This window comes from Nocardiopsis oceanisediminis (genome assembly GCF_048595525.1).
GTDB lineage: Bacteria > Actinomycetota > Actinomycetes > Streptosporangiales > Streptosporangiaceae > Nocardiopsis_A > Nocardiopsis_A oceanisediminis.
Genome location: NZ_JAFMZJ010000001.1, coordinates 6,271,462 through 6,289,286 on the forward strand (window position 1 = coordinate 6,271,462; position 17,825 = coordinate 6,289,286).

14 protein-coding genes are annotated in these 17,825 nt (G+C 74.4%); 9 read left to right on the top strand and 5 right to left on the bottom strand.

Features of this window, described 5'->3' with window-relative positions:
- Position 1 precedes the first annotated feature (1 nt).
- Together J0910_RS27300 and J0910_RS27305 are read right to left on the bottom strand one after the other, a co-directional pair.
- Positions 2-1,108, bottom strand: coding sequence for an S-(hydroxymethyl)mycothiol dehydrogenase (locus tag J0910_RS27300; RefSeq protein WP_420161401.1), 1,107 nt, complete (start codon positions 1,106-1,108; stop codon positions 2-4).
- A 76-nt stretch (positions 1,109-1,184) separates the two neighbouring features.
- A complete protein-coding gene (locus tag J0910_RS27305) occupies positions 1,185-2,213 on the bottom strand; it encodes an adenylate/guanylate cyclase domain-containing protein (RefSeq protein ID WP_420161402.1) in 1,029 nt (342 codons plus the stop codon).
- A gap of 194 nt (positions 2,214-2,407) precedes the next feature.
- On the opposite strand from J0910_RS27305, the gene J0910_RS27310 reads away from it, so the two are divergent.
- On the top strand, positions 2,408-3,427 hold the full coding sequence (locus J0910_RS27310) for a zeta toxin family protein (RefSeq protein WP_420161403.1): 1,020 nt from the start codon (positions 2,408-2,410) through the stop codon (positions 3,425-3,427).
- A gap of 217 nt (positions 3,428-3,644) precedes the next feature.
- Here the strand turns inward: J0910_RS27310 and J0910_RS27315 are convergent, their stop codons facing one another.
- Positions 3,645-4,517 carry a biotin--[acetyl-CoA-carboxylase] ligase gene (locus tag J0910_RS27315; RefSeq protein WP_420161404.1) on the bottom strand — a complete coding sequence of 291 codons (873 nt, stop codon included), beginning with the start codon at positions 4,515-4,517 and terminating at the stop codon, positions 3,645-3,647.
- A 95-nt stretch (positions 4,518-4,612) separates the two neighbouring features.
- On the opposite strand from J0910_RS27315, the gene J0910_RS27320 reads away from it, so the two are divergent.
- Positions 4,613-5,230 carry a Uma2 family endonuclease gene (locus tag J0910_RS27320; RefSeq protein ID WP_420161405.1) on the top strand — a complete coding sequence of 206 codons (618 nt, stop codon included), beginning with the start codon at positions 4,613-4,615 and terminating at the stop codon, positions 5,228-5,230.
- A gap of 99 nt (positions 5,231-5,329) precedes the next feature.
- A complete protein-coding gene (locus J0910_RS27325; RefSeq protein WP_420161406.1) occupies positions 5,330-5,941 on the top strand; it encodes a Uma2 family endonuclease in 612 nt (203 codons plus the stop codon).
- A 63-nt stretch (positions 5,942-6,004) separates the two neighbouring features.
- Here the strand turns inward: J0910_RS27325 and J0910_RS27330 are convergent, their stop codons facing one another.
- A complete protein-coding gene (locus J0910_RS27330; RefSeq protein WP_420162103.1) occupies positions 6,005-8,605 on the bottom strand; it encodes a phosphoenolpyruvate carboxylase in 2,601 nt (866 codons plus the stop codon).
- A gap of 287 nt (positions 8,606-8,892) precedes the next feature.
- Between J0910_RS27330 and J0910_RS27335 the strand changes: the two genes are divergently transcribed.
- The 6 genes from J0910_RS27335 (at position 8,893) to J0910_RS27360 (ending at position 16,153) form a co-directional block, all read left to right on the top strand.
- On the top strand, positions 8,893-10,500 hold the full coding sequence (locus tag J0910_RS27335) for an acyl-CoA carboxylase subunit beta (RefSeq protein WP_420161407.1): 1,608 nt from the start codon (positions 8,893-8,895) through the stop codon (positions 10,498-10,500).
- On the top strand, positions 10,497-10,739 hold the full coding sequence (locus J0910_RS27340; protein ID WP_420161408.1) for an acyl-CoA carboxylase epsilon subunit: 243 nt from the start codon (positions 10,497-10,499) through the stop codon (positions 10,737-10,739). The genes J0910_RS27335 and J0910_RS27340 overlap by 4 nt, the downstream gene beginning before the upstream one ends.
- 75 nt (positions 10,740-10,814) lie before the next feature.
- Positions 10,815-12,584: an acetyl/propionyl/methylcrotonyl-CoA carboxylase subunit alpha gene (locus J0910_RS27345; RefSeq protein ID WP_420161409.1), complete on the top strand. Its 1,770-nt coding sequence runs from the start codon at positions 10,815-10,817 to the stop codon at positions 12,582-12,584.
- 533 nt (positions 12,585-13,117) lie between these two features.
- Positions 13,118-13,192, top strand: coding sequence for a putative leader peptide (locus J0910_RS27350; RefSeq protein ID WP_376769095.1), 75 nt, complete (start codon positions 13,118-13,120; stop codon positions 13,190-13,192).
- Positions 13,193-13,326: 134 nt separating this feature from the next.
- Positions 13,327-14,757 carry a dicarboxylate/amino acid:cation symporter gene (locus J0910_RS27355; RefSeq protein ID WP_420161410.1) on the top strand — a complete coding sequence of 477 codons (1,431 nt, stop codon included), beginning with the start codon at positions 13,327-13,329 and terminating at the stop codon, positions 14,755-14,757.
- Between the two features lie 133 nt (positions 14,758-14,890).
- On the top strand, positions 14,891-16,153 hold the full coding sequence (locus tag J0910_RS27360; protein WP_420161411.1) for a chemotaxis protein CheA: 1,263 nt from the start codon (positions 14,891-14,893) through the stop codon (positions 16,151-16,153).
- 108 nt (positions 16,154-16,261) lie between these two features.
- Here the strand turns inward: J0910_RS27360 and J0910_RS27365 are convergent, their stop codons facing one another.
- A complete protein-coding gene (locus J0910_RS27365; protein WP_420161412.1) occupies positions 16,262-17,638 on the bottom strand; it encodes an NAD(P)H-quinone dehydrogenase in 1,377 nt (458 codons plus the stop codon).
- Positions 17,639-17,825: the final 187 nt, after the last annotated feature.

Below are 17,825 nucleotides of genomic sequence, written 5' to 3' on the forward strand. Positions count from 1 at the left end.
GTCAGCGGACCACCACCGATCGCAGTACGGTCCCCCGCCTCATCCGGCCGAAGGCCTCCTCCACGTCGCCGGGGCCGATCCGCTCGGTGACGAACGCGTCCAGGTCGAGCCGGCCCTGCAGGTACAGGTCGATCAGCATGGGGAAGTCCCGGGACGGCAGGCAGTCGCCGTACCAGGAGGACTTCACCGCCCCTCCCCTGGAGAAGACGTCCAGCAGCGGCAGCTCCGCCTGGAACTCCGGCTCGGGCACCCCGACCAGGACCGCGGTGCCGGCCAGGTCGCGGGCGTAGAACGCCTGCCGGAAGGTCTCCGGGCGGCCCACCGCGTCGATCACCACGTCGGCCCCGTTGCCGCCGGTCAGCTCGCGCACCGCCTCGATCGGGGAGCGCTCGCGGGCGTTGACGGTGTGCGTCGCGCCGAACCCGCGCGCCCACTCCAGCTTGCGCGGGTCCACGTCGATCGCGATGATCCGGGCGGCGCCGGCGAGCCGCGCTCCGGCCACCGCGGCGTCGCCCACCCCGCCGCAGCCGATCACCGCCACCGAGTCGCCCCGGCCCACCCCGCCGGTGTTCAGCGCGGCGCCCAGGCCCGCCATCACCCCGCAGCCGAGCAGGCCGGCCGCGGCCGGGTCGGCGGCCGGGTCGACCTTGGTGCACTGCCCCGCGGCCACCAGCGTCTTCTCCGCGAACGCGCCGATGCCCAGCGCCGGGGAGAGCGCGGTCCCGTCGGGCAGCCGCATCGGCTGCGCCGCGTTGGCGGTGTCGAAGCAGTACTGCGGGCGGCCGCGGGCGCAGGCCCGGCACACCCCGCAGACCGCGCGCCAGTTGAGCACCACGAAATCGCCGGGCTCCAGCCCGGTGACGCCCTCGCCGACCGCCTCCACCCGGCCGGCCGCCTCGTGGCCGAGCAGGTAGGGGAAGTCGTCGCCGATGGCGCCCTCACGGTAGTGCAGGTCGGTGTGGCAGACCCCGCAGGCCTCCACCGCGACCAGTGCCTCGCCCGGGCCCGGGTCGGGGACCACGATGGTCCGCACCGAGACCGGCGCCCCCTTCTCCGTCGCCACCACGGCCTCGACGGTCTGCCCGCCCCGCTGCCGAGTATCGGTCACCGGCACTCCTCCCGGTCGCCCTTGGCCTTCCCCAGAGGACATGCCCCGTGCGGGCGGCCCCGTACCGGACCGGTTCTCAGCCCGCCGTGGGGGCGAACCGCTCGAAGGAGCGGCGCAGCGCGTGCGGCTGGAGCTGGCCCAGCCCGTGCGCGTGCCGCGGGCGCACCGCGACGACCTGCAGCGCCTCCTCGCCCCTGAGGTGCTCGGCCATGGCGTCGTCGATCAGCACGGTGCCGGGGCGGGCGAACGAGGTGAGCCGGCTGGCCCGGTTGACGGTGGTCCCGAAGACGTCGCCGAGGAGCGCGAGGATCGGCCCGAAGGCGACGCCGACCCGCACGTCGGGGACCTCTATGTGCGTCTTCACCCCGTCGGCCAGGCGCAGCGCGATCTCCGCGGCCTGGCGGGGGGTGTTGGCGACGAAGAAGATCTCGTCGCCCAGGGTCTTGACGACGCGGCCCCCGCCGGAGGAGACGATGTCGGTGGCGGTGGACTCGAAGCCCTCGACCACCTCGGCCAGCTCCACCTCGTCCAGCTCCCGGCTGAGCGTGGTGAAGGAGACCAGGTCGGCGAAGCCGGCGGCGAGCGGGAAGTAGGTGGGGGCGGCGTCCTCGCTGCTCTCCATGAAGGCCAGCCGGCGCGCGGAGGCGGCGGCGAGCTGGCGGCGCCAGATGTGCACCAGCAGCCGCTCCACGTCGGGCAGCATGTCCTTGGTGAGCCCGACCAGCGGCCCCAGCGAGCCGTCGTCGGGCGCCCCCTCCGCCGAGGCGCAGCCGTCGGGCGAGAAGGCCAGCGTGGAGATGATGCTGATCTGCCACTCGGCGAGCCGGGCCATGGTCTGCCCCATGGCGCGGGCCAGCCGGATCGCGGCGTCCTCGTCGACGACGCCCTCGCGGAGCAGCCGGGCGGCGGTGCCCAGCGCCTCCACGTCGCTCTCCGCGAACGCGGCGACGTCGTCGTCTCGGGTGGGGAAGCCCAGTGCCCGCCAGACCCGGTCGGCGAACTCGGGGGAGGCCCCGGACCTGCTCACGGCCTCGGCACGGGTATAGCGCGCCTCCCCTCCCAACAGGGCGGCTTCGATCTGCTCTGGGTCGGGACGCGCGGTCATACGTTCTCTCGTCGTTCGGTGGGAGCCGGTGATCGACCGGTTCCCGGGTAACGGCCCGGGATTGACGCGATCACACCTTCATCACTGCCGGTTTAGCGGGTGGGAACACTCTGCGTCAAGAAATCGGCCGACCGGCCGCTCCCGGCCGGGGGCCCCGGGTGTGGCCCGCGCCCGGCCCGGGAACCTCCGGTGCCATGGACCTGCCCCTCTCCCCACTGGACCGGTTCGCGGCGCTGGGCGGCGTGCCGTCCCGGCCGGCAGCCGACCGGGACGCCCGCGAGACCGCCTACAACCTGCTGAGCGCGGCGATCGGCCTGCACTCCGCGCTGCTGCGCCGCGCCTCCGGGAGCGAGCGCGACGCGCTGGAGAAGGAGGCCCGGCGCCTGCTCGGCCTGGAGGCGCGGCTGCCCTTCCTGGACGGCGCCGAGCTGCGCGCGGTGGCCGGGGAGTACCCGGAGCGGCTGCGCGCGCTGCGCGGCCGGCACCGGTTCGGGCCGGCGCCGGCCGCCCCGAAGCCGCTCGGCGCCGGGGAGCTCCGCGCCGCCTTCGACCGGGCGCTGCGCGACCGGCTCACCGGAACCCCCCGGGAGGAGCCCGAGGCGCTCATCCTCGGCGGGCAGCCGGGGTCGGGCAAGAGCACCCTGCAGCGGGCGCTGCTGCCGGCGCTGGCGCCGGGCACGGTGAGCTACGACGGGGACGACCTGATCCGGCTCTCCCCCGACTACGAGGCGGCGATGGCCGCGGACGACCGGGCCGCCTCCGCGGCGCTGCCGCCCCAGATCGCCGGGCTGCACCCGATGGCGCTGGAGCACGTCCGGGAGGGCCGCTCCGACGTGCTGTGCAGCCACCCGCTGGGCCGCGCCGACTGGGCGGCGGCCTGGACCGAGGGGTTCCGCGAGGCCGGCTACCGGGTGGGGGTGGCCTTCGTGGCCGCGGACTCCGGCGAGAGCGCCGCCGCGATCGGGGAGCGGTACCGGCGCTCCCGCCGCGAGCAGGGCTTCGGCCGCTGGATCTCGCCGGAGCAGCACGAGCGCGCCTACGCCGGGGTGCCCAACACCGCGGAGTTCCTGGAGACCCACCGGCTGGCCGACGCCCTCTACGTCGTCTCCCGGGACGGCGCCCTGCTGTACGCGGCCCGGCTCGGCCCCGGCGGCGACTGGGACAAGGAGCCCTTCGCCCGCACCGCCCTGGAGGCGGCCCGCACCCGGCGCTGACCGCATCAGGGCGCCTCCGCCGATCCCGCCCCCCGGGGGCACCGGCCGCACGGGCCCGCGCGGCGGCGCCGGGCGCGCTCCGCCCCGCCCGGTCCCCGCCGGCCCGCGGAGCGCGTTCCCGAAGGCTCCCCGCTCCGGCGCGACGAGGTCCGGCCGCTCCAAGCCGGCCGCACGGGCCGCCCCGCCGAGGCGGAGCGGCCCGTGCGGCCGGCTCCGGTCAGCCCCGGCGGACGTGGACGACGTCGCCGGCGCTGAGGGACTCGGTGCCGCGGGGGCCGGCGACCTGGAGCCTGCCCTCGGCGTCGACGCCGAGGGCCTCGCCCTCCAGCAGCCGGTCGCCGGGGAGGCTCACCCGGACCCGGCGGCCGATGGTGTCGCAGTGCCTCCGGTACTCCTCGGCGAGCCCGCTCGCCTCGGCGTCCCCGCCGGCCTCCTCCCAGGCGCGGTAGAGGTCGGCGAAGGCGCGCAGCACCGCGCGGAGCAGCGGGTCCCGGTCGCCGTGCGGGTCGCCCTCCAGCACCAGCGAGGTGGCCGCCTCCACCGGGAGCTCGTCCCGGCGCTGCGACACGTTGAGCCCCATCCCGATGACCACCCCGGGCCCGGCCTCGGAGAACGCCGCCTCGGACAGGATCCCGGCGAGCTTGCGCGGCGGGGCGTCCCGGTCCTCCTCCGGGGCCAGCACGTCGTTGGGCCACTTGAGCACCGGCTCCACCTGCGCGACGAAGGAGGCGGCGCGCACCGCGGCGACGCCCATCATCAGCGGCAGCCAGCCGAACCGGGCCGTCGGCGACTCGGGCCGGACCAGCACCGAGAAGGTCAGCGCGGCCCGCGGCGGCACGGTGAAGGTGCGCCCCCGCCGCCCCCGCCCGGCGGTCTGGTGCTCGGTCACCAGCACGCTCCCCGAGGCGGCGCCGCCCTGGGCCCGCGCGGCCAGCTCGGTGTTGGTGGAGCCCGTCTCCGGCACCACCTCGATCCCGGTCCACACCTCCCCGGGCCGGACCAGCGCGCGGCGCAGCGCGTCCGCACGCAGCGGCGGCCGGTCCAGGTCGCGGTAGGCGGGGTTCGCGGGGTGCAGGGAATCGCCGGTCATGCGCCCTGTATACCGCCCCGGCGCCCGCTTATCGTGAACCCAAGGACACCGGGGCGGCCCGGTGCTACGTTCGGTCCTCGGAGGTGACGCGGCGTATGCACGTGGCGGAAGTGGAACCCGACGTGAATCACTCCTCCCCCTGGGACGTTCTGCTGCGCACCTGGGAAGAGCTGGACCTGCCCGATGGTTGGCGGGCCGAGATCAGCCAAGGCGGTGTCCTCCTATCGCCTCCCCCCGGCGACGACCACAACGACATCGTCGAGACCGTACAGCGCGGCCTCTACCAGCAGATCCTGCTGAGCAGTGGGGAAGTCTCCCGGTTCCGTGTGCACCAGACGGCGGACCTGCGGGTCCTTCCGCTGGGCACACTGTTCGTCCCGGACCTTCTGGTCCTTCCCGGCCCGCTGCGCGACCGCGGCGCGGAGCACTCCGCCGCCGACGCCCTGCTCGTCGTCGAGGTCGCCTCCCCGGGCAACGCGGACCGGGACCGCAAGACGAAACTCTGGGGCTACGCCCACGGACCGGTCCCGCTCTACCTGCTGGTCGACCGGTGGGACCCGGTCCTGGGCGAACCCGCCGCCACGCTCTACTCCAAGCCGGTCAGGGGCCGCTATACGAACGTGCAGCGGGTCCCCTTCGGGGAGTCGGTGAAACTGCCCGAGCCGTTCGGGTTCGACCTCGACACGGCCGAATTCCCCCTCCCGGAGAAGTGAGGGCCGCACCGCCGGAGCGGTGCGGCGCCCGCTTATCGTGAACCCAAGGACACCGGGGCGGCCCGGTGCTACGTTCGGTCCTCGGAGGTGACGCGGCGTATGCACGTGGCGGACGTGGAACCCGGCGCGGGCCGCTCCTCCCACTGGGAGGCCCTACTGGGCATCTGGCAGGGCCTGGAACTCGCGGAGGGTTGGCAGGCCGAGATCATCGAAGGCGGTCTCTTCCTCGTGACCCCGCCGCAGGACGCGCACAACAGGATCGTGGCGGACGTGCAGAAGCAGCTGTACCGGGAGATCCTCCGGGACGGCGGCGCGATCGCCGACTGCGACGTCCATCAGGCGATCGACCTGCGCATCCCGTCGCTGCTCTCGCTCTACATCCCCGATCTGGCGGTCCTGCCCGGCCCGCTCGACGAGCGGGGTGAGGACCATTCCGCCGCCGACGCCCTGATCGTGGTCGAGGTCGCCTCCCCGAGCACCGCCGAGCGGGACCGCAAGGCCAAGCTCTGGGGCTACGCCCACGGACCGGTCCCGCTCTACCTGCTGATCGACCGGTGGGACCCGCTCCTGGGCGAGCCCGCCGCCACGCTCTACTCCGAGCCGCTGAACGGCACCTACGCCGACGTGCACAAGGTCCGCTTCGGCGAGCCCGTCGCGCTGCCCGAGCCGTTCGGGTTCGCCCTGGACACCTCGCGGTTCCCGGTTCCGTAGCGACGGCGGGGGCCGCACCGCCGGAGCGGTGCGGCCCCCGTCCTCCGGGCGCTCCCCGGCGGGTCAGCCGGTGTTCTGCAGGCCGGCCGCGACGCCGTTGACCGAGAGCAGCAGCAGCCGCTCCAGGTGGCGCTGGTCCTCCTCGGAGAGGGTGTCGGCCTCCGGGCCGCGCAGCGCGTTCAGGGCGCGCAGCTGCAGGTGGGAGAGGGCGTCCACGTAGGGGTTGCGCAGGTCCACCGCGCGGGAGAGCACCCTGCGGTTCTCCAGCAGGCGGGTGTGGCCGGTGGTGCGCAGCACCAGCTCCCGGGTGAGGTCGTACTCGGCGAGGACCTTCTCGGTGAGCTCCGGGCGGCCGCCCAGGCGCAGGTAGCGCTCGGCGATGGCGCGGTCCGTCTTGGCCAGGCTCATCTCCGCGTTGTCCAGCAGCGACGCGAACAGCGGCCACTCCTGGTAGGCGGCGCGCAGCGCCTCCGGGTCGGAGGCGGCGGCCAGGCCGGTGCCCAGGCCGTACCAGCCGGGCAGGTTGACCCGGGTCTGGGTCCAGGCGAACACCCACGGGATGGCCCGCAGGTCGTCCAGGCCGCGGGCGGCCAAGCGGCGCGACGGGCGCGACCCCAGGCGCAGCTCGCCGAGCTCCTCCAGCGGGCTGACCCGGGAGAACCACTCGGCGAAGCCCTCGGTGTCGATCAGCGACCGGTAGGCGGTGTGCGCGGCGCCGGCGATCTCGTCGGCGGTCTTGCGGAACCGGGCGGACGCCTCCCGGGCCCGCTCCTGCACGGTCTCGGTGGAGGCCAGCAGCACCGCGTGGCCGACCTGCTCGATGTGGCGGTGGGCGATGGCGCGCTGGCCGTACCGGGCGAAGATCACCTCGCCCTGCTCGGTCACCTTGAACCGGCCCGCGACCGAGCCGGGGGCCTGGGCGAGCAGCGCCCGGCTGGCCGGCCCGCCGCCGCGGCCCAGCGAGCCGCCGCGGCCGTGGAACAGGGTGAGGGTGACGCCGTGCCGCTCGGCCCACTCGGTGAGCCTGCCCTGCGCGTCGTAGAGCCGCAGGGTGGCGCTGACCGGGCCGACGTCCTTGGCCGAGTCGCTGTAGCCGAGCATGACCTCCAGCCGGCCGCCGGTCTCCTCCATCCGGCGGCGCAGGTCGGGCAGTTCCAGCATGCCGTCCAGCACCTGGGGCGAGGCGTCCAGGTCGGCGCCGGTCTCGAAGAGCGGGATGACGTCGAGGACCGGGGCCTTGCCGGCCGGCAGGGCGTGCGCGGCGAGCTCGTAGACCGCGGCGACGTCGGCGGCCGAGCGGGTGAAGCTGACGATGTAGCGGCGGCAGGCGTCCACCCCGAACCGCTCCTGGATCCAGGCGACCACCCGGAGGGTGGCCAGCACCTCCTCGGTCTGCTCGGAGAGCGCGCCGCCGGCCCGCACCTCCTCCAGGGCGCGCGCGTGCACCTCGCTGTGCTGGCGGATCTCCAGCTCGGCGAGGTGGAAGCCGAACGTCTCCGCCTGCCAGACGAGGTGCTGGAGCTCGCCGTAGGCCTGCCGGTTCGCCCCGGCGGCGGCCAGCGAGGACTGCACGGTGCGCAGGTCGGCGAGGAGCCGGTCGGGGCCGGGGTAGCCCAGGTCGGCGTCGCGCTCCCGGGTGGCGCGCAGCCGCGCGGTGGCGAACAGCAGCAGCTGGCGGTGGGGCTCGTTGGGCGAGCGCTTGGCGATGTCGGCCATCACCCGCGGGTAGCCGGCCTGCGCGGCGGCCAGCGTGTCCCGCAGGTCCTCACTGGCCGGGGTGAGGTTGCCGTAGGCGGTGAGGTTGCGCGCGATCCGCCCCGCGGCCGCCTCCAGGGCGCGCAGCACGTGCTCGGACTGGATCGCGATGGCCTCCCGGGTCACCTCGTGGGTGACGAACGGGTTGCCGTCCCGGTCGCCGCCGATCCAGCTGCCGTACCGGACGAAGGGGCGCGCCGAGGGCGGCCGGGTGCCGGTGCCGCTCGGGTCCAGCGCGGCGTCCAGCGACCGGTAGATCTCCGGGACCACCTCGAAGACGGTGGAGTCGAAGGCCGCCATCGCGGTGCGCACCTCGTCCAGCGGGTCCAGCTTGGTGTAGCGCAGCTGGGACGTGCGCCAGAGCAGGTCGACCTCCTCGGTCAGCCTGCGCCGCGCCTCCCGCTCGGCGGTGGAGTCGGGGTGCGCGGCGTGCAGCCGCTCCAGCTGCTCGCCGATCCGCAGGATGGCGGTGGAGACCGCGCGGCGGCGCGCCTCGGTGGGGTGCGCGGTGAGCACCGGGTGGAACTCCATCCCGGCGACGAAGCCGGCCAGCCGCTCCTCGCCGCAGTCGGCGCGGACCTGCTCGACCGCGGCGGCCAGCGACTCGCGCGGCGGGTGCACGGCGTCGTCGCGCTCGCGCAGCGCCCGGATCCGCTGGTGCTCCTCGGCCAGGTTGGCCAGGTGGAAGTAGACGGTGAAGGCGCGGGCGACCTGCTTGGCCCGCTCCAGCGGCCAGGACTCCACCAGCTCGGTGGCCTCGGCCGCGGTCGACGTGCCCTCCCGGGCGCCGATCACGGCGGTGCGCAGCCGCTCGACGTCGGCGAGCAGGTCCTCGCCGCCGCTCTCGGCCAGGACGGTGCCCAGGGTGCCGCCGAGCAGGCGGATGTCGGCGCGCAGCCGCTCCGGCATCTCCTGCCGGGCGCTGTCCCGCTCCGCGCCGGCCCGGGTCGCATCGTTCGCCATCGCAAGGTCTCCTCGCGTCGCTAAGCCTGTCCTCGGATCACCGCGCCGGCGCCGTTGCCCAGATCCGCGGTGGGCATGCGCGGCACAGCCTAGCGGGGTGGTCTGGACCAATCACGGTCCGCCCCAGGTCGCCGCGGCCGCGCGGCCTCCTGGTCCCTCTCTCCCCGATTACCGGCGAGTAATCCGGGGTCGGCCCGACCGGGGGCCCAGGGCCGGGTCTAGGCTGGCTTCCCATGGCGACCGAAGCCCCTGAACCGCTGCCCGCGGAGGACATCGACATCCACACGACCGCGGGCAAGCTCGCCGACCTGCAGCGGCGCCGGTACGAGGCCGTGCACGCCGGATCCGCGCGAGCGATCGAGAAGCAGCACGCGAAAGGGAAGATGACCGCCCGCGAGCGGATCGACGCCCTCCTCGACCCCGGGTCCTTCACCGAGTTCGACGCACTGGCCCGGCACCGCTCCACCAGTTTCGGCCTGGACGCCAACCGCCCCTACGGCGACGGCGTGGTCACCGGGCACGGCACCGTGGACGGCCGCCCCGTCGCGGTGTTCAGCCAGGACGTCACCGTCTTCGGCGGCTCCCTCGGCGAGGTCTACGGCGAGAAGATCGTCAAGGTCCTGGACCACGCGATCAGCACCGGCTGCCCGGTCGTCGGGATCAACGAGGGCGGCGGCGCGCGGATCCAGGAGGGCGTGGCGGCCCTCGGCCTCTACGCCGAGATCTTCAAGCGCAACGTGCACGCCTCCGGCGTGGTCCCGCAGATCTCGCTGATCATGGGCGCCGCGGCCGGCGGGCACGTCTACTCCCCCGCGCTCACCGACTTCGTGGTGATGGTCGACCAGACCTCGCAGATGTTCATCACCGGCCCCGACGTGATCAAGACCGTCACCGGCGAGGACGTCTCCATGGAGGAGCTGGGCGGCGCCCGGGCGCACAACACCCGCTCCGGGGTGGCGCACTACATGGGCGCCGACGAGCAGGACGCCCTCGACTACGTCAAGGAGCTCCTGGCCCACCTGCCCTCCAACAACCTGGACGACGCCCCGGTGCTGCCGGCCGGCTCCGACCCGGAGCCCACCGAGGCCGACGCCGAGCTGGACTCCTTCATCCCGGACTCGGCCAACCAGCCCTACGACATCCGCCGGGTCGTCGAGCACGTGCTGGACGACGGCGAGTTCCTGGAGGTGCACGAGCACTTCGCCGGGAACATCGTGGTCGGCTACGGCCGGGTCGAGGGGCACAGCGTCGGCATCGTCGCCAACCAGCCGATGAACTTCGCCGGGTGCCTGGACATCGACGCCTCGGAGAAGGCCGCCCGGTTCGTGCGCACCTGCGACGCGTTCAACGTCCCGGTCCTCACCTTCGTCGACGTGCCCGGCTTCCTGCCCGGCACCGACCAGGAGTGGAACGGCATCATCCGGCGCGGCGCCAAGCTCATCTACGCCTACGCCGAGGCCACCGTCCCGCTGGTCACGGTGATCACCCGCAAGGCCTTCGGCGGCGCCTACGACGTGATGGGCTCCAAGCACCTGGGCGCCGACGTCAACCTGGCCTGGCCCACCGCGCAGATCGCGGTGATGGGCGCCCAGGGCGCGGTGAACATCCTGCACCGGCGGACCCTGGCCGCCGCCGGCGACGGCGTCGAGGCCGAGCGCGCCCGCCTGGTCGAGGAGTACGAGGACACCCTGCTCAACCCGTACGCCGCCGCCGAGCGCGGCTACGTCGACGGGGTCATCCTGCCCTCGGAGACCCGCGTGGCGGTGGCCAAGGCGCTGCGCGCGCTGCGCACCAAGCGCAAGCGGCTGCCGCCGAAGAAGCACGGGAACATCCCGCTGTGAGCGGCGGGAGGGACGGCGGGAGCACCCCCCGCCTGAGCATCGTGCGCGGCGACGCCTCCCCCGAGGAGGTCGCCGCCCTGGTCGCCGTGGTCGCCGCGCGCGCCCGCGCGGCCGAGGCGGCCCGCGGGGGCGCGGAGGCCGAGCGGACCGAGTCCGCCTGGCGGCGGAGCGCCCGCGGCCCGCACCGCACCGCCGCACCCGCCCCGGGGGCCTGGCGGCGCAGCATGCACCCGGGCTGACCCGGCCGGTGCGGCCTAGACTTCCCATCCACAGGCGCGACGTCCGGCAGTCGCCTACCAGGAGGATTTCCCACCGTGCGTAAAGTTCTGATCGCCAACCGCGGCGAGATCGCGGTACGCGTGGCGCGCGCCTGCCGCGACGCCGGGCTGGGCAGCGTCGCGGTCTACGCCGACCCCGACCGGGACGCCCTGCACGCCAAGGTCGCCGACGAGGCCTACGCCCTGGGCGGGGACACCCCGGGCGAGAGCTACCTCTCCATCGCCAAGCTGCTCGATGTGGCGGAGCGCTCCGGCGCCGACGCGGTCCACCCGGGCTACGGCTTCCTGGCCGAGAACGCCGAGTTCGCCCAGGCCGTGATCGACGCCGGGCTGACCTGGATCGGCCCGCCGCCCTCGGCGATCACCGCGCTGGGCGACAAGGTCCAGGCCCGGCACATCGCGCAGAAGGTCGGCGCCCCGCTGGTGGCCGGCACCCCCGACCCGGTCTCCGGGGCCGAGGAGGTGGTGGCCTTCGCCGAGGAGCACGGCCTGCCGATCGCGATCAAGGCCGCCTTCGGCGGCGGCGGGCGCGGCCTGAAGGTCGTCCGGGAGATGGGCGAGGTCGCCGACGCCTACGAGTCGGCGGTGCGCGAGGCGGTCACCGCGTTCGGCCGCGGCGAGTGCTTCGTGGAGCGCTACCTGGACCGGCCCCGGCACGTGGAGACGCAGTGCCTGGCCGACGCGCACGGCAACGTGGTGGTGGTCTCCACCCGGGACTGCTCGCTGCAGCGCCGGCACCAGAAGCTGGTCGAGGAGGCCCCGGCCCCGTTCCTCACCGCCGAGCAGACCGGGCTGCTCTACTCCTCCTCCAAGGCGATCCTGCGCGAGGCCGGCTACGTCGGCGCGGGCACCTGCGAGTTCCTGGTCGGCGCGGACGGGACCGTGTCGTTCCTGGAGGTCAACACCCGGCTCCAGGTGGAGCACCCGGTGACCGAGGAGGTCTCCGGGATCGACCTGGTCCGGGAGATGTTCCGGGTCGCCGACGGCGGAGAGCTGGGCTACGCCGACCCGGCGCTGCGCGGGCACTCCATGGAGTTCCGGATCAACGCCGAGGACGCCGGGCGCGACTTCATGCCCGCGCCGGGCACCATCACCCGGCTGAACCTGCCCGGCGGCCCCGGGGTGCGGGTGGACACCGGCTGCGAGGAGGGCTTCACCGTCCCGCAGGCGTTCGACTCCATGGTCGCCAAGCTCATCGTGACCGGCTCCGACCGGCGCCAGGTGCTGGAGCGCTCCCGGCGCGCCCTGGCCGAGTTCGAGGTGGGCGGCATGCCCACCGTCATCCCGTTCCACCGCACCGTCGTCGAGGACCCGGCCTTCGCCCCCGCGGGCGGCGGGCCGTTCTCGGTGCACACCCGGTGGATCGAGACCGAGTTCGACAACACGGTGCCGCCCTACGAGGGCGCCCCGGGCGGCCCCGCCGAGGAGGAGGAGCGCGAGCGGGTCACCGTCGAGGTCGGCGGCAAGCGCCTGGAGGTGGTGCTCCCCGCCGGCCTGGGCGCCGCCGCGGCGGCCCCCGCCGCCGGCGCCCCGGCCCGCAAGCGCGGCTCCCGGTCCAAGAAGTCCGGCGGCGCCGCGGCCGCGAGCGGCGACTCCCTGGTCTCCCCGATGCAGGGCACCGTGGTCAAGGTGGTCGCCGAGGACGGCGCGCAGGTCGCCGAGGGCGACACCGTGGTGGTCATCGAGGCGATGAAGATGGAGCAGCCGCTCGGCGCGCACAAGGCCGGCACGGTGGCCGGCCTCTCGGTCTCCCCCGGCGACACCGTCACCAGCGGCGGCGTCGTCTGCGAGATCAAGGACGCCTGACCCGGACTCCGCGGCACCGCGAGGGGCGGGCCGGGGCCGGCGGCGGCCCCGGCCCGCCCCTCGCGCCGTTCCGGCGCCGGCCGGCCTCCCCGCGGCCCCCGGGGAGCGGCGGCGCCCCCCCCCGCGCCGCTCTCCGTGCTTCTCGGCGCCGCGCAGCGGGCCTCCGGCGCCCGCCGGGGCGGACGGGGGCGGCCCGCCTCCAGGCGGCCCCTCCGGGAGCGCCACCGGTACCGGTCGCGGAGCGCGCGGCGGGCCCCTTCCCCCTTCGCGGTGGCCGGGCCGACCCGGCGCCGCGCGGGGCCGCCGCGGCCGACCGGGGCCGGCCGGACCGGGCGGGGCGGGGCGGGCGGCCGGGCCGGAGCCCCTGGGCCGCAGGGGGTGCCGGGCCCGGCGCGCGCCCCGGGCCCGGGTCCTCCGCGAGGTGGGGGCGGGGCCGCAGGTGAGGCGGGTGCGCCGGGGATCCGGGGTGCGTGACCGGATTGACACCTCGGGGCGGGGGAATAATCCGGCGACCGTGGATATTGTTCCTAATCGTGACGAACCTGTGGGGCTTGACCGAGCGACGGCACGTCGACCTGTGCCGCGTCGCCAGCCAGGCGTGTCGTTAGACGCCTTCTCCTTCCGATCCTTCTCCGATCGACGACCCCCCTCCGCCGCGCCCGCGCGCGCTCATCCGCTTCGTCCACCGCCGGACCCGACACATCCCCGTCGTTCGGCGCTGCCCTGACCCAGGAGACGCCCCGTGCTTTCCGCGTTGAGACGCATCCCCTTCGCCGTGCAAGTGATCGCGGCGCTGTTCATCGGTATCGGCCTCGGATTCGTGGCCCTCCGGCTGGGCGGCGGCCCCGACGACCCCAACTGGCTGGCGGTCACCCTCGACACCGTCGGTTCCACCTTCGTCACCCTGCTGAAGACGATCGTCCCGCCGCTGATCCTGCTGGCGGTCATCTCCTCGATCGCGAGTCTGCGCAACGTCTCCAACGCCGCCCGGCTGGCCGGGCAGACGCTGCTCTGGTTCGCGATCACCGCGCTGATCGCGGTGCTCATCGGCATCGGCCTGGGCACCGGCTTCCGCCCCGGCCTGAACAGCGGGGTCGACCCGGGCACCGCCGCCGACCCCTCCTCGCAGGGCTCCTGGATCGCCTTCATCGAGAGCATCGTCCCGGTCAACTTCCTCGGCCTGGGCGCCTCCACCGGCCAGGACGAGGCCGGCGCGCTGACCACCTCGCTGGACTTCAACGCCCTGCAGCTGATCGTCATCGCCATCGCGGTGGGCGTGGCCGCGGTCAAGGTCGGCAAGGCCGCCGAGCCGTTCCTGGCCTTCACCGAGTCGGCGCTGCAGATCGTGCTGAAGGTGCTGTGGTGGATCATCCGCCTGGCCCCGCTGGGCACCATCGGCCTGCTCGGCAACGCCGTCTACAGCTACGGCTGGGGCACCATCGGCGCCCTCGGCAAGTACGCCGCGGTGATCTACCTCGGCCTGGCCCTGGTGCTGTTCGTCGTCTACCCGCTGCTGGCCCGGCTGCACGGGCTGTCCATCGTCAAGTTCTTCAGCGGCGTGTGGCCGGCGGTCCAGCTCGGCTTCGTCTCCCGCTCCTCGATGGGCACCATGCCGGTCACCCAGCGGGTCGCCGAGACCAACTTCGGCGTCCCCCGGCACTACGCCTCGTTCGCCGTCCCGTTCGGCGCCACCACCAAGATGGACGGCTGCGCCGCGATCTACCCGGCGGTCTCGGCGATCTTCGTCGCCCAGTTCTTCGGGGTGGGCCTGGGCGTCACCGACTACCTGCTGATCGCGTTCGTCTCGGTGATCGGCTCCGCGGCCACCGCGGGCACCACCGGCGCCACCGTGATGCTCACCCTGACCCTGTCCACCGTGGGCCTGCCGCTGGAGGGCGTCGGCCTGCTGCTGGCCGTCGACCCGATCCTGGACATGGGCCGCACCGCCACCAACGTGGCCGGCCAGGCGCTGGTCCCGGCGATCGTCGCCAAGCGGGAGGGGATCCTCGACGTGGAGCGGTACGGCGCCCCGCGCGGCCTGGACGGCTTCGTCGACGAGGACTTCGCCTCCCGGGCGGAGCGGGAGGCCGCCGAGCAGGAGGCCGAGGAGGCCGGAGAGGAAGAGGAAGAGGGGACCGGGCGCAGGGAGACCGCCGGGACGACCGCGTCCTGAGGCCCTCGCGCTCCCCCGTCAGCGGGCGGCCCGCCGGTTCCGGCGGGCCGCCCGCGGCCGTTCGGGAACCCGGAGCGGCCGCCGTTCGTCCTTATCGAGTGAGGGAGGCGAGAGGAACGACATGTTGCGCCGATTGGTAGTACCGGCCCTGCTGACCGCGGGCCTCACCGCTTTCGCGGCCGCCCCGGCGGCCGCCGACACCGCCCCCGCCCCGCAGGACGCCGTGGGCGACCTGAAGAGCGACCACATCTACGTGCACGACGACATCACCGAGGAGGCGGTCCCCGGCGGTATCCGGGACCGGCTCGGCGAGGCCGCCCAGGAGACCGAGTCGGAGAGCCCGGTCTACCTGATCATGCTGCCCCAGGAGAGCTTCGGCTCCAAGATGGAGCTGAACGCCTACATGGACGGCGTGATGGGCGAGGTGGGCGACGGCGTCTACGCCGGCTTCATGGGCTCCGACGCCAACAACTTCTTCGTCGACTCGCCGAACCTGGAGGCCTCCGAGCTCCAGCAGATCGAGCAGAACGTCGCGGCGGCCGACCCGGCCACCGAGCCCGACGCGCTGGCCGCGGTGCCCGAGGCCGTGGCCGACCAGGAGAGCTCCGAGGCGGCCTCCGGCGTGTTCGGCATCGCACTGCTCGCCATCCTCGCCGCGGTCGTGGTGGGCGGCGGCTTCTACCTGGTCAAGGCGCGCAAGAAGCGCGAGGCCGAGAAGGCCAAGCAGCTCGCCGAGATCAAGCAGATGGCCCAGGAGGACGTGGTCCGGCTCGGCGAGGACATCGCCCGGCTGGAGATCGACCTGCACGCCGTCGACGACGCCACCCGCACCGACTACACCCACGCCATGGACTCCTACGACCGGGCCAAGGCCACCTTGGACGGCATCCGGGAGCCGCAGGAGATCCAGCAGGTCACCACCGCGCTGGAGGACGGCCGCTACTACATGACGGCCACCCGCGCCCGGATGAGCGGGGACCCGCTCCCCGACCGGCGCAAGCCCTGCTTCTTCAACCCGCAGCACGGCCCGTCCACGCAGGACGTGCAGTGGGCCCCGCCGAGCGGCGCCCCGCGCGCCGTGCCGGCCTGCCAGGACTGCACCCGGGCCGTGCTGTCCGGCCGCGACCCCGACGTCCGCCTGGTCGAGGTGGACGGCGAGCGCCGGCCCTACTACGACGCGGGCCCGGCCTACGCGCCCTACGCCGGCGGCTACTTCGGCATGAGCATGATGATGGGCATGTTCTCCGGCATGATGATGGGCTCCATGATGGGGTCGATGATGGGCGCGGGCATGATGGGCGCCGGCGACATGGGCGGAGACATGGGCGACGCCGGCGGGGGCGACGACTTCGGCGACTTCGGCGGCGACATGGACTTCGGCGGCTTCGACTTCTGATCCGCCGACGCCGCCGCACCGCCGCCCCGGCGGTGCGCCTCCCGGGCGCCGCGAGGAGCGCGAAGGGCCCCGGCCGGGACGGCCGGGGCCCTTTCCGCGTCCGCGGGGCTACTCCGGGGAGGCCTGCATCAGCGACCGGGCCGCCTCGGTGACGCTGCCGGACAGCGACGGGTAGACGGCGAAGGTGTGCGCGATCTCGTCGACGGTGAGCCGCTGCTGCACCGCGATGGACACGCCCAGGATGAGCTCGCTGGCGCGCGGGCCGACGATGACGCCGCCCAGCACGATCCCGGTGTGCTGCCGGCAGATCAGCTTGACGAAGCCGTCCTTGCTGTTGTTCATCTTGGCCCGCGGGTTGGTGTCCAGCGGGAGGTTGACGATGCGCGCGTCCACCTTGCCGCTGCGCACGTCCTCCTCGGTGGCGCCGACCGAGGCCAGCTCGGGGTGGGTGAACACGGTCGCGGCGACGGTGGACAGCTTCAGCGGGGCGACCGCCTCGCCCAGCGCGTGCCACATCGCGATCCGGCCCTGCATCGCGGCGACCGAGGCCAGCATGTTCACCCCGGTGCAGTCGCCCGCGGCGTACACGCCCGGGGTGGAGGTGCGGGAGACCCGGTCGACCTGGACGAAGCCGCCCTTGTCCAGCCGGACCCCGATCTCCTCCAGGCCGAGGTTGTCGGTGTTGGGGATCATCCCGACGGTCATCAGGCAGTGCGTGCCGTCCACCGTGCGCCCGTCGGAGAGGGTGACCCGCACCCCGTCGCCGGTGTTGACCACCGACTCGGCGCGGGTGTTGCCGAGCACCCGCATGCCGCGGCGGCGGAACACGTCCTCCAGCACCTCGGCGGCGTCGGCGTCCTGGGTGGGCATCACCCGGTCGCGCGAGGAGACCAGGGTGACCTGCGAGCCCAGCCCCTGGTAGGCGTTGGCGAACTCGGCGCCGGTGACGCCGGAGCCGACCACGATCAGCTCCTCCGGGCGCTCGTCCAGGTCGTACAGCTCGCGCCAGGTCAGGATGCGCTCCCCGTCCGGGCGGGCCGAGGGCAGCTCGCGCGGGTGGGCGCCGGTGGCGACCAGCACCACGTCGGCGCGGAGCCGCCGGTCTCCGACGGCGACGATCCGCGGGTCGACCAGGCGGGCCTCGCCCTGGACGATCTCCACGCCCTCCTTGACCAGGCGGGCGGCGGTGTCCTCGGACTGCGCCCGGGCCAGCCGCTTGACCCGCTCGTTGACGGCCTTCATGTCCACGCCGACGCTGCAGTCGTCCTCGGAGTTGACCGTCAGCCCGAGCCGCCCGGCGTCGCGCACGTAGTTCGCCCGGACCGACGTCGCGATCATCGTCTTCGAGGGCACGCAGTCGGTCAGCACGCAGGCCCCGCCGACACCGTCCCGCTCCACGACGGTGACCTCCGCGCCGAGCTGCGCGGCGACCAGTGCCGCCTCGTACCCCCCGGGACCGCCTCCGATGATCACGACCTTCGTCACGTCTGCTCCACTCCCTTACCGAGGCGCTGCACGGATCTTGGCCATCCTGTGTCGCCCTCCCATTGTCGACCATCCTGAGGTGGGGTTTCACACCGGCCGGTCCGGTTCCTCCCGCGCACGGCCGCCGGAAGGGCGCCCGGGGGCGGCTCCGGCATCCGGAATACACACCCCGGCGTTGCGCTGGGCG